This is a genomic window from Methylocystis sp., assembly GCF_051062815.1.
Classification (GTDB): domain Bacteria; phylum Pseudomonadota; class Alphaproteobacteria; order Rhizobiales; family Beijerinckiaceae; genus Methylocystis.
On record NZ_JBPFDU010000091.1, the window covers coordinates 1 to 12,197 of the forward strand.

General features: G+C 59.6%; 6 protein-coding genes and 1 pseudogene. 4 read left to right on the forward strand and 3 right to left on the reverse strand.

The features are described 5' to 3' along the window. Window positions 1-453, forward strand: a 453-nt coding sequence (locus ACR65W_RS19125; protein WP_434503008.1) for an ATP-binding protein, incomplete at its 5' end; no start/stop codon positions are given. Here the strand turns inward: ACR65W_RS19125 and ACR65W_RS19130 are convergent. After that, window positions 381-1,298, reverse strand: a complete 918-nt coding sequence (locus ACR65W_RS19130) for an AAA family ATPase (protein ID WP_434503010.1) — start codon at window positions 1,296-1,298, stop codon at window positions 381-383. The two genes, ACR65W_RS19125 and ACR65W_RS19130, sit on opposite strands and share 73 nt — an antisense overlap. Window positions 1,299-2,251: 953 nt before the next feature. On the opposite strand from ACR65W_RS19130, the pseudogene ACR65W_RS19135 reads away from it, so the two are divergent. The 3 genes and pseudogenes from ACR65W_RS19135 to ACR65W_RS19145 all read left to right on the forward strand — a co-directional run. Further along, window positions 2,252-2,437: pseudogene (locus ACR65W_RS19135) on the forward strand (transposase); the annotation flags it as partial. 124 nt (window positions 2,438-2,561) lie between these two features. After that, window positions 2,562-4,181: a B12-binding domain-containing radical SAM protein gene (locus ACR65W_RS19140; RefSeq protein WP_434501378.1), complete on the forward strand. Its 1,620-nt coding sequence runs from the start codon at window positions 2,562-2,564 to the stop codon at window positions 4,179-4,181. A gap of 15 nt (window positions 4,182-4,196) precedes the next feature. Then, the gene (locus ACR65W_RS19145; RefSeq protein WP_434501379.1) at window positions 4,197-9,542 is read left to right on the forward strand and encodes an HAD-IIIC family phosphatase; all 5,346 of its coding nucleotides are present in this window, start codon (window positions 4,197-4,199) and stop codon (window positions 9,540-9,542) included. Window positions 9,543-10,080: 538 nt separating this feature from the next. Here the strand turns inward: ACR65W_RS19145 and scpB are convergent. Together scpB and ACR65W_RS19155 are read right to left on the reverse strand one after the other, a co-directional pair. Beyond that, window positions 10,081-10,791 (reverse strand): SMC-Scp complex subunit ScpB, encoded by a 711-nt coding sequence (gene scpB, locus ACR65W_RS19150; protein WP_434501380.1) that lies wholly within the window; start codon window positions 10,789-10,791, stop codon window positions 10,081-10,083. Window positions 10,792-10,861: 70 nt separating this feature from the next. Next, complete coding sequence (locus ACR65W_RS19155; protein WP_434503012.1) at window positions 10,862-11,977, reverse strand: DUF1403 family protein; 1,116 nt, start codon at window positions 11,975-11,977, stop codon at window positions 10,862-10,864. Between the last annotated feature and the right edge of the window lie 220 nt (window positions 11,978-12,197).

Genomic DNA, 12,197 nt, shown 5'->3' on the forward strand with positions numbered 1-12,197 from the left:
AATCTGCTGATCACCGGGGCAAGCGGGCTCGGCAAGAGCTGGCTTGCCTGCGCTATTGGCCAGAAAGCCTGCCGACAGGACATCTCCGTGCTGTATTACCGCGTGCCGAGGCTCTTCGCCGACCTCGCGGTCGCTCATGGCGACGCCCGCTACAGCCGGCTGCTGCGCTCCATCGCCCGCGCCAAGCTTTTGATCCTCGACGACTGGGGGCCGGAAGCGCTCAATGCCGACCAGGCGCGCGACCTCTTGGAAATTGTCGAGGACCGCTACGACGCGGGCTCCCTCGTCATCACCAGCCAGGTCCCCGTCGATCGCTGGCACAACATGATCGGCGTGCCGACAATCGCCGACGCCATCCTCGACCGCGTCATCCACAACGCCTATCGAATAGAACTCTCCGGCGAGAGCCTGCGCAAACGGCGCTCGGCCGCGACAAAAAACGAACCCGCTTGACCGCGTTCAAAACGCGAAACATCATTCAAACCGATCTGCAGCAGAGCAACGCCGGTGGCCGACATCAAATCGGAACGCCGGCCGGCTTCGGATTGGAATAGGTGGCCGGCTTCATATTGGAATGCATGGCCGGCTTCGTCGGTATCCGCAATTCCGAAGCCGTCGCCGATGGTGATGACCGATTGGAGCACCGCAGCAACATCCGTTCCGTCGGAACTCATGGTCGGTGTGCAAACGCCAACCTGCGGCTGGCGCAAGGGAGAAAATGTATCAGTGCGGAACTGGTGATAGAAACGCCATCCGCGAATCACATCGGCGATGGCCAACAGTTCCGGAAACCGCTCGGGGTCCCGAATGGCCGAAAGCGCGGTTTCAGTTGGGAGAACGTGCAGAGGCAGGTGAGTCTGCTGGCCGTCGCGACCCCGCAACATGATGGATGGACCGCGCCTTTCCATGACCGTCGCTGGCGTTTTGCCGTGGCGGCGCAGCCCGACGACTTCCGACCTGACCATTGGGTCGAAAGGTAGGGCAGCCTCCGCGGGAGCCGGCAGCCCGCACTCAATGTCATAGGTCCAGTCATCCAAGGTGATTCCGAGCGCCATTCGAACGCTGCCCTTCATCCGGCGGCCGGCCCACAAGGCAGAAGGCATCCCGCCCTCTGCAGCCAGGACCTTTGCGAAGTCCCCGTTCGCAGCCGCCGCCAGGAGCATCAATGACCGGTAAAGATTGCTCTTGCCAGTACCGTTCTTGCCGACGGTTATGGTCAGGTCATAAAAAGGTAAGCGCAGACGCCTTGCCGACCGGTAATCCCGGACCCGTAGCTCCTTTATGCTCAAGCCGTCCATCTCTATCCCCGATCACCAGCTGAGCGGCTTCGACCCTGCTGGAAGCTCTTCCTTCTGGATGTACATTACATCAGCCAAGCACTCATTCCAGTCCATGTTTTCGCATCTGACGATTACCCAGCTGGGACGACGTTCCTTCCTGTCGCGGGTTTTCCAGTGACGCGGCGCGAGCTTGCCTGCGCGCCTGCTGCATTACGCCTTTTCAAGACCTCTGAATAAGCACGGGTAGCGGCGCACGAGCGGTACCCCATGTCTTGCAGAGCCATGCCTGCGCGCACCTGCGTTCCGCGACTCGGCAACCAAACCGATTACGGGCATGGTTTGGGAATGACCTTTTCGGGTTTGGTCTGCTCGTTGTGCGAGGCTTGATTTCACACGACCCTGCCGGTCCCATCGCAGCTGTGCTGGAACTTGGTTGGCGTAGTCTCCGGATTGCCTAACCCTTACGATTCCAGCGCCCCACGCCATGAAGCATGAATTGCGACGAACTCGGCGACCGCCGCCGTCGAGAAATTGCTATTCGACGATTGGAGCGATGGATGCCGGAAACGAGGACATGGTTGGCGCGGGGGCGCGGGCTCATCAAGGCGATGTTCGAGGAAGAGCTGGAGCGGGTACTGGCGCGCTACGGGCGCTGTTCGACGAGCGCGCCGAGCGGACTTGCAAAAGCCGGAACTCGTCGTCGTCGACGGCGCTCTGGGCCTCAAGACGGCGCTGGCGGCTGCATGGTCGGATAAGCCCGTGCAACGCTGAACCGTGCACAAGCACCGCAATCCTCTCGCTCATGCAGCGGATCGGCCACAGGAGTAAATATCACATGAATACAAAGACAAGATCTATGCCAAGGGCGGACGGGAGATCGCGGCGAAGCGCAAGGCCGACATTCGCTGATGGTGCCCAAAATACTGCGCCATCGCCGATAGCCGGGAGGAGGCGGACGACAGGCTGTTCACTTTCGCGCGCTTCCCCAAGGCCAGTGGCGGTCGATCTGCACCACGAACGCCATCGAGCGCCTGGAGGAGGAATACAAACGTCCGATCGAGACGCAGACCGTGTTGCCCCGCGCGGAAACCGCAGCCATGCCGTGCCGGGCTCTGCTGGCCTCCGGCCAAATCGTCATGCGCAAGGTCGAGGGTTAGTTAGGAGAACCTCGCCGAGAAGCCTTCCGATCAACTCATTGACCTCGCAGTCTGATCGGATATCCTCACCGCTCGAAACCGCGTTAGCAAGTTCCAACACAAAGCGCGACGGAACCCCCTCCCCATGAAGGCTCTTTTGATCGTGCCTCCGTTCTGGGATCCGGTGTGTGTCCCGCTGGGGATCAGCTGTCTGAAGGCCTATGCGGAAGCCGCCGGGCACAGCATCGACTTGTTTGATTTCAATACCCAGACAGAACTGTTTTCTTTGCAACGTCGTTACTTCAACGTCGGCAAGCGTCTATTTCCACGTTGGAGTCGCTGGAATATCGAGCGCAACGGAACCGAGGCGCTCGCGATGCATCAGATCCTTTATCTCTATGCGCGTAACGAGCCGGATTACACCACCCTCGTAGCGGAATTGCTCAACATGGCGGGAGAGGATCGGGACGATTTTGATTCGCGCCTTGATGTTGCAGCGTTCGACCGCATCTTCGATGAACTGTATACAAGGGTCCGCATGATCCTATATCGGCTTCTGCATCGTCGCCGGTACGAAGTCGTCGGCTGCTCGATATTTAACTCGACTTGGCCGGCTGCTCTCTTTGTCCTGGGATTGGTCAAGGGACTTGACTCGAACATTCGTACCGTCGTCGGCGGGCCGGGCCCGATCATGGGTTTGACGGCCAAACAGGAAGACATCAGAGGATTTTACGATGCGCATCCTTTCGTCGACTATTTCGTGGTGGGCGAAGGGGAGCGCGCGTTCCTCAAGATATTGGACACGCCCAGCGAGCCACCCGGAATTCTGGGATCGCACTCTTTCAACGACAAGGCCGAAGCACTCCCGGCGATAGACGATCTTCCGCTCGCGGATTACGGCGAGCTTGACGTGACCCGCTACTTGCAGCTTTCGGCCGCCACGTCCCGCGGCTGTCCATTCGAATGCACCTTTTGCGCCGAAACCGTATTCTGGCACGGTTTCACACGAATAAAGCCCGATCACGCATTTTCCACTCTACGTGGGCTGGCTGATCGCTATGGGCGCAATAGCTTTTACCTTTGCGATTCCCTTGCAAATCAGGTGATCGGACCGCTGACCCACGACATCCAGGAAAGCGGCCGTCTGTTGAAGCTTGACTGCTATCTTCGTGCGGATCCGATTTGCACCGATCCCCGACGAACTGCCAATTGGCACAGCGGCGGCCTTTACCGCGCCCGCTTGGGCATGGAATCGGCAAGTCAACGCATTCTGGACGCAATGCGGAAAATGACCACCCCGGATCAGATGTGCCATAGCCTGGAGGCACTTAGCTCGGCGGGGGTGATGACCAGCACGCTGTGGATGATCGCGTATCCCGGAGAGACCGACGGGGAGTTCGAGGAGACCCTTCGTTTCATTCGCGATCACCGGTCTCAAATCTATCAATCGGATGCTTGGCTCATGCAGTATCACAGCAATGGCCTCGCGGGATCCGAATCGATTGCGCGGGACTACGGATCGCGCCCGCGCTTTAGCCAGCGGCTGAACGATGTTTTGAAGGTCACTCCAACTGTCGTTGCAAATGATCTGCCGCCCGAGGAGCGGTTTGATCGGCTGGAACGTTTTGTGGCCACGATGGAGGCGCTCGCAATCCCCAACCCCTATAGCCTTTTTCAGTGGGTGGCGGCGGATCGCCGCTGGGCGCAACTCGGACACGATGCTGGCTGGAGCATCAATGACGCAGTGGTCGCGATGAACGGTTGATTTTCGAGCGAGGGGATGATGCGAACGCTAATTGACCTTCTTAGATTGCGTTCGTCCGACGCCCAGTCTTCCCATGGGTATCGGGTGCTTGCCTCGGGCGATGCAGTGACCGCAAGCATCAACTACGCTGATCTTATCGCCTCGTCATCCGTAATCGCGCGGCGCCTGCAGAGCCTTGGCGTCAAAAAGGGCGATCCAGTTCTGCTGCCGTTGCCGATGGGCACTGAATTCCTGGCCGCGCTCTTTGGCACCATCATGGTTGGGAGTCTTGCGGTCCCGTTACCGCCGGCGAATGGCCGGCGCGCCGAACGCCGGCTCCACGCGGTAATTGGAGACCTCGGGCGCGGCACCGTCCTTTGCAGATCAACGGATATTCCGAAGCTGAAAGAACTCGCCGGAGATTCTGAAGGCATTCGGGTGCTTGGAACCGAGGAGTGTTGTGAGCAAGCCTCCGCTGGTCTCGACGTGGAGGTAGACGAGGACGACGCCTGCATCATTCAATACACTTCCGGCTCCACAGGAGCGCCACGTGGCGTTGTGCTCACCCATCGCAACATCATGGAGCAGCAACGGATCCTGGCCGATCGCTTTGGGCATGATCGGGACAGTCGAATTCTAACTTGGCTTCCTCCGTTTCACGACATGGGTCTGATCGGGGGGGTGCTGCAGCCTCTGTATATTGACGCTGAATGCTTTTTCATGCCTACGACCCTATTTTTGCAGCAACCTGCAAGATGGCCCGCGGCGATCTCGCGTTACCGCTGCGGGACCAGCGGTGCCCCTGATTTTGCGTATGCAATGTGCGCGGAAAAGACCACGGAAGTGGAGCGGTCTAGTCTAGACCTTTCATGCTGGACCGTTGCTTTCAACGGAGCAGATCACGTTAGGGCTGGCACGCTCGATCGATTCGTAGAAGTTTTCGGACCGTATGGTTTCCAGCGGCGCGCTTTCTTCCCCTGTTACGGGCTGGCGGAGGCGTGCCTGATGGTAAGCGGGGGCGGTAACGGGCATGGGGACCCGGCATCGATTATAATTGATCGTGTTACGGCCGCGGACGCCGGTATGGCAGGCTCTGAGCGTCTGCTCATCGGATGCGGTAAGCCGATCCCCGGTCATTACGTTGAGATTGTCAGTCCTGTCAGTGGATCCATTGTTGCAGGCGGCAAGATTGGCGAGATCTGGATTTCTGGACCTACCGTCGCCAGCGGTTATTGGAACAATCCGTTGCGCACCGCGGCCGTTTTCGGAGCCCGATTACCCGGTACTCAGCAGCTGTTCCTGCGAACCGGTGATCTCGGGTTCCTCAGCAATGGAGAGCTATTTGTACTGGGTCGGATCGATGACCTCATCGTGTTCCGTGGGGAGAACTTCAACCCTGAGGACATCGAGTCCGTCGCCTCTGCCTGCTCCGATGTAGCCGACCTCGCGGGCGCGGCCTTTTTGGACGAAGACGGCATCGTCCTGGTGCAGGAAATCCGCAAACGCTCCGGACAGGACCTGCTGGGGATCGCAGCCTCGCTGCGAGCCGCAGTCTGGGAGGCCCTGGAGTTGAATCCGGCGCGCATTGTCCTTACTCGAAACGGGACCCTGCCGAAGACCACCAGCGGCAAGATCCAGCGAAGAATGACGCGACGGCTGTTGCGCGACGAAAAGCTGCCGGTCCTGCACTGTGACCGCATTGTTCGCGCGACGCCGAACATGTCTTCGTTTCCGGATCTCGACTCACCCGTTTGGCGTCTCGTCGCGCAGTTTGTGCCGGCTAACGCCATCACCCTTGACAGTCGGCTGCTCGATCTGGGGTTCGACTCCTTGAGCCTGATGGGCCTGCAGATCAGCCTCGCCCAAACCCTCGGTGTCGAAGTCCCGACCGACTGGCTCTACACGAACCCCAGGATTTCAGAACTCGCCGAGCGGCCCAGTGAGACTAACCTGGAGGGCGCACCGAGCACCGATACGCAAAGCACCATCCCGTTGACGTCCTCGCAGCGAATCATTGCCTACTCGGAAGAGTTGTTTCCAGGCGATCCTTTTTATCACGTCGGCGTGATGCTGCGATTGGGTGCTTGCCGTGAGCGGGAAACAATAGCGCGGGCCCTCAATTCGCTTGTGCAGCGCCACGAGCCGCTGCGGGCTGCCCTGGTCCATGACCCCGACGGCCTGGCGTTCCGAATCGGGCCGGCGGTTCCAGTCGAACTTGATTGTGTCTTTGTTGATTCAATTGTTGCTGGGGAGATTGTGAGGCTGCTAGCAAACTTCGCAGCCCGCCCGTTCGATCTATCCGCCGGCCGCAACTACCGTTTTTTGTTGATACAAGCCGGTTCTGGCGAGACAGCTCTCGTTATTGTGATTCATCATATCGTGTGCGATGGATGGGCCATGCGGGTCTTTCTTCGTGACCTCCATGCACTTCTATCACCGGAATCGTCGCGGTCCCTCCCGGCCCTGCCAGCGTATCGCGACGTGGCAGCTGCCGCCTGCCGGGCAGAGGTCGCGGCAGAAGAGAACGAGAAGCATCGGCAATACTGGACTTCTGCATTCGCGGATGCCCCTGCCACACTGCGATTGCCGACGGATCGTCAACGGCCGAGGCTCGAAACACGAGCGGGCGCTCGAGTATCGGGAAACCTCGGGGCATCGCAGTACGCGGCAGTGCAGCGCGCGGGTCAAGGGATTGGTGCCACGCCGTTCATGATGTTTGCAGCTATTCTGGCAGTGCTGATCCATCGTTGGACCGGTTCGCAGGATTTCGTGATCGGAACGGCGGTGGCAAACCGGCGTTTCGAAAACCAACTGGACGTCATGGGCTGCTTTATCAATTTCGTTCCGGTTCGTATCCGCATATCGGGACAGGAGATCCTGGGGGAGGTTTTGCGTAACGTGCGCGATGCCATTCGTGACGCGCTTGCGTACCAGAATTATCCTTATGATAGACTGATCAAATACCTCAATCCGTCCCGGAGAGCCGATGCCAAGCCACTGTTCTCGGTTGGACTGTGGTATCACACGTACCCGGGGCAGTTGACGCCGATCGAGCTGGGCGGGTTTCAGCCTAAAGCGTTGCTGTCTGAAACAAGTGACCTCGATCTGCGCGTCGTCGTGACGCCGCTCGCAGATGGGTCGCTCGACTTTAGCGTTGAGTACAAGACGTCCCTTTTCGAGGACACCTCGATCTCGTGCCTTTTGAACTTACTCCTACAATGGGCCGAAGGAATTCAAGACCTCATGGGCCGCCCGATCGCCGACCTTTATGGACGGATCGGCTGGCAAGTGGCGGCTCCGCCGGCAACAGCAACTAAAGCAGATGAGATTGTGATCGCCGCCAACTTCGCCGCCCAGGACCTCGATCGTTATGTTGCGTTTTGGTTTTCGAGTTTTGCCCGGCCGACGCGCATCACCCACGCTCCTTTCAATGACATTCGACGCGCGCTCATTGACCCGAATAGTGCCGTCCACAACAACGCCAACGGCTTCAACCTTATCCTCCTCGATTTGGCTGCATGGCACCTTGATCGCACGGAGGATCAGACACGCAGGCTGGCGAGCGAAACGGCGCACGCTCTCTTGGAGCTTGGGGTTTCTTCAGCAACGACTATCGTTGTCGTGTTCCCCGCTGCGGATTGCCCGTTTGTCTCAAATGCGGATGAAACGTGCACGCTACTTGCGGACGTAGTTTCGAAAGTGCCCGGGATGTCTTTTCTTCGGCTGGACGACGTCCGCGACCTCTACAACGTGGCTCAGATTCGAACCCCTGGTGTCCCCGAGGTCGAAATTGCGCCCTATTCCAGAGAGTTCATCGCCGCCGCCGGCACAAGGCTCGCGCGGGCCTGCCTGAGCCACAGGCAACCGCGGTCGAAGGCGATTATCGTCGACTGCGACGGCACGCTTTGGGATGGCATCTGCGGCGAGGATGGCCCGGAAAATATAGCGATCACTCCCGATCACGCCGCCCTTCAGGAATTCCTGATCGAAAAGCAACGTCAAGGGCTACTCATATGCCTGTGCAGCAGGAACAACGAATCCGACATCATGGCGCTGTTTGATAGCGGCGTGTTGGGTCCGCTGACATTGGAGCACGTCGCAACGTCACGAATCAATTGGAGTCCAAAGGCCGAAAACATCCTTTCGATTGCTGAGGAGCTGAAGCTCGATCCGGCATCATTCGTTTTCGTCGATAACGACCTCTTTGAATGCGAGCAGGTGAGAGTGCGGCTGCCCGTTATCGCGACAATACACGCTTCTGATCCCGCTGAGGCTCTCGCGCGCCTTAAGCATCTGTGGACACTTGACGCGATCGCGATTACCGAAGACGACTGGCTGCGGACTTCGCGCCTCAAGCAGGACAGAAGACGCAACCAAGCCCGCATCGACGCCACTGATGTCGACGTCTATGTTGAAAGCCTGGGGGTTTCCGTCGATACTCGACCGCTCGATGGCGAGGACTTGGACCGCGTCTCACAACTTTCGAGGCGGACCACCCAGTTCACAACCTCGGCGCGGGCGTGGTCGGCTGCGGCTCTTGCGGGGCTTCTTGGAGACCCTGCGCGAGATTGCTTCACCGTTCGCGTTTCCGATCGGTTCGGAAGCTACGGACTCGTGGGTGCCATGATCGTATCGCACCATGCGGGCCGCATGATTGTTGACAGCTTTTTTCTCAGTTGCCGAACCCTGGGGCGTGGCGTTGAAAAAAAAATGGCCCTCTTTTTGGTGCGCCTCGCGTTGCGCCACGGCCATCCATGGATCGACATTGTGCTGACGAGGACGAATCGCAACGTTCCGGCCCGTTCTTTTTTTGTAGGTCTGACAGACGGCGGCGAGAGGGATGTTGCAGGCACATCGACGGTCGTCGGGGTCTCCCCTGCAGCCTTGGAAGAACGATGCATGCGGAAGTCTTCCTTTGCCAAGGCGGCAAAGCTCTCTGCGCAGGACTTCGATGAAGATGAGAGCCCCGACCCCGAAGCGGGATCTCAGCCGCAGTGGTCGCTACTCAATCAGCGCTGGTTTGAACGCATCGCTACGCACTTTCAAACCGCGCAAGAGGTGGTGACTTCGCTCGACGCGCAACGTGAGCCGCGTGGTCTCCGCCCGAAGGCGTTCGTCGCACCGGCAACGGATACGGAGCGGGTGATTGCGGCAATATGGTCCAAGTCGCTCAATGTGGATCGGGTTGGCACTGAGGACAATTTCTTTGACCTCGGCGGCCACTCGATGCAAATGATATACATTCTCAAGGAGGTGAACGATACGTTTGGGCTCGATTGCTCGTTGACCGAGTTCATAGAAAGTCTCACGGTTGCTGAAGTGGCGACCCTGGTTGATGCCAAACGCGGGTACGCTGCACTAGTGGGACTGGCACAGCCTTGATCGCAAGATTTTGAAGTGCCTGATGTCGATTTCGGTTTCAATGTGACACTGACACCATATTGCATTTCAGGGCGTTAGGTTCGATCAGTGTCAACACAAATTCTGTTTCATTTGGAACTGCAGCTGCAATTCTTCTGTTTTAAATGAGATTCATCGACCGGTCGATCGACCGCGTTGCTATTGTCGTATCTGGCACCGGAAATGATAAAATGATGCCAACTTACAAACAGCCGAACGCCGCGAAATCGTGGCCCCGCAGCGCTAGTCCACCGTCGGCGGATTCGATCAATATTTCTGTTTCAAATGAGACTTGGAATTGAAAACAGAATCCCAAATGAAACAGAAAAATGTTGTCGAACTCGGCTCGGTCTTAGATTGAAACCGAAATCGACATCAGCAGCGCGAAGTTTTTGCCGATTTCATCCCTCTGCCTAACACGCAGCGCAAAGGCGCTTCGACGTCAAAGCGCGCAAGGTCCCCGATTGTCCGCAAGAAACCGGGACGATATCGGCCATAGCCGCCGCGCATGGTGCGAATTTCACCCCTCATCGGCCTCGCCTAGCTCCATGGCGTCGACGAAGAGCGGGTCGTTCTCTCGCAAAATGCCCATCGCCCCGTCGAGATCAATGTCCGACTGAGGCCGTTGCAGCAGCCCCTCGTCCTCGAGTCGCTCGATATCGGGAAGCTCGCGCAGCGACGCGAGGCCGAAGACCTCCAGGAACTTTCTCGTTGTGACATAAGCGAAAGGCGCGCCGGGTTCTGGCGCGCGAAGCGCGCCGTCGATCAGACCATGGCGCTTGAGTGCGCCGATCACGTCGCGGCTAATCTCCCGCCCAGCAAGACGGGACAAGTCGCTGCGGGTCGCGGGTTGCAGATAAGCGATCGCCGTCACGGCCAGGATCTCGGTCGGCGTCAATTCGGGCGCGCCGGCGTCGCGCAGATCGTCGCCGCCCGCCGCCCGGATCGCCGGCGCGAAGCGCGGCTTGGTGCGCAATTGATAGCCGCCGGCGACAAAGACCAGCTCATAGGGCCGCGCCCGCAATTCGTCGCGGATGTCGGCGATAAGGTCATCGAGATTGCAGGATGAACCAACCAGTCTTGCGAGTGCTTCGCGCGGCACGGGGCTTGGCGCCGCAAAAATCACCGCTTCGACGCAGCCCATCCATTCCCGCCAGCGCGCGGCTTCCGGCAGGTCCTTAAGAACCGGATCGAAAGCCTCGTGCAATTCGCGCTTTTTCGGACGGCCCATGATCCGCGCCTCACATTGCGTCTTGTCGCGTTTTCTTCATGCGCTCGGTTTCTGCGTCGGCCTGAAAACACTATAATCCGTAAAGCCGGAAGCTCGGTCGCCCCGAGACTTCACGCACAGCCCCAAGTTCGGTCAGCCGATCGAACAGACGCCGTGCGCTGCGGTCGGAGAGCTTGGCGTATTTCGCGGCGCGCGCCGGCGCGACGCAATCGTCGGCAAGCAGCATCTCGATCACCCGCGCCGCGCCTTTGGCGCGCAGCTTTGGCGCGGCGTCGAGAAGCTTTTGCGTCTGGCGCGACAAGGCGGCAGCGAGATCGATCGCCTCACCCGCGGCGAGCGCGTAGGCGCTCGCCAGCGCGTTCGACCAGTCGCGGTCGCCTGGACGCGGTCGGCGGCCGTTTGGGCCGCGGCGCAATACGGGGTGCGCGATCACCGTCGCCAGCAGCGGAACCGGCGCCTGCCAGCCGAGTTTTTGCGCCAGGGCTGCGTCGGCGAGCCAGAGGACAAAGATTTCCGCGTCGATCGCAGGGACGGCCGCCAGATCATGCATCGCCCTTGCGCTCACGGCCGCCGCCGCGGCAAGCGGATCATTGGCCCTGGCGACGGTTTGGCGCAACGCCTCGGCAATACCCTGCGCGTCGAAGGCGCTCGGCGCCCCGATGTGTTCGGCGGCCGCCGACAAAGTCTGCGCGTCGAATTTCACGGCGCGCGACGCAAACAGCCGAAACAGGCGATGCAAGCGTCCGGCGGGGCTGGTGTCGACGCCGACGCCGGAAAGATGTTCGGCGTCGCGTAGCGCCGCCGCGTCCTCGCGCAGGCGGGCGAGACGGGCGCAGGTCGCGGCGGCTTTCAGCGCCAGACGCTGGCGCAGCGCATGTGAAAAAACCGGCTCGACGCCGAAGTTTTTGCCGGCGCGCGAAACATCGACGGAGTCTCTGCCGGCGCTCGAAACATCGACGCCGGAACGCAACAGCTGATCGAGATAGGCGATGCCGGCGCCGGCGACAAACATCGCTGACGCGGCGCCGCCGGCGGCGCCGTCTAGCCTTGCCCAACGAGGAAACGGCTGGATTTCCGGGAGACTTTGCCAAGGCGACAGACCCGTTTGGCGCCGACGGGCGACGCGCCACGGACGCCTCGCGATGGGCGCAAGGTCGGATAAGTCGCGCGAATCACTCTCCAGCATGGGCGGAATCGTAACGTTTGGTGCGGCGCTTTGTCAGTAAAATTCGCGCTCCAATCGCCGCGCTTGTCGTCTCGTCTCGATGTCCGATAATGTCGGCTTATCGGACATGATTCGGAACCGGCGGACTTCCGGGCGAAACTGGCCGAAATCGACCTCAGATCGCCTGCCGAGGCGTCGGAATTTGTGCGCTCGAAACGACGCAGGACCCAAGCCGGCCCGA

Bases quoted from the DNA above. Each gene is read 5' to 3' on its own strand.
- ACR65W_RS19130 (WP_434503010.1), bottom strand. From the start codon at position 1,298: ATGGACGGCTTGAGCATAAAGGAGCTACGGGTCCGGGATTACCGGTCG.
- ACR65W_RS19140 (WP_434501378.1), top strand. From the start codon at position 2,562: ATGAAGGCTCTTTTGATCGTGCCTCCGTTCTGGGATCCGGTGTGTGTC.
- ACR65W_RS19145 (WP_434501379.1), top strand. From the start codon at position 4,197: ATGATGCGAACGCTAATTGACCTTCTTAGATTGCGTTCGTCCGACGCC.
- scpB (WP_434501380.1), bottom strand. From the start codon at position 10,791: ATGGGCCGTCCGAAAAAGCGCGAATTGCACGAGGCTTTCGATCCGGTT.
- ACR65W_RS19155 (WP_434503012.1), bottom strand. From the start codon at position 11,977: ATGCTGGAGAGTGATTCGCGCGACTTATCCGACCTTGCGCCCATCGCG.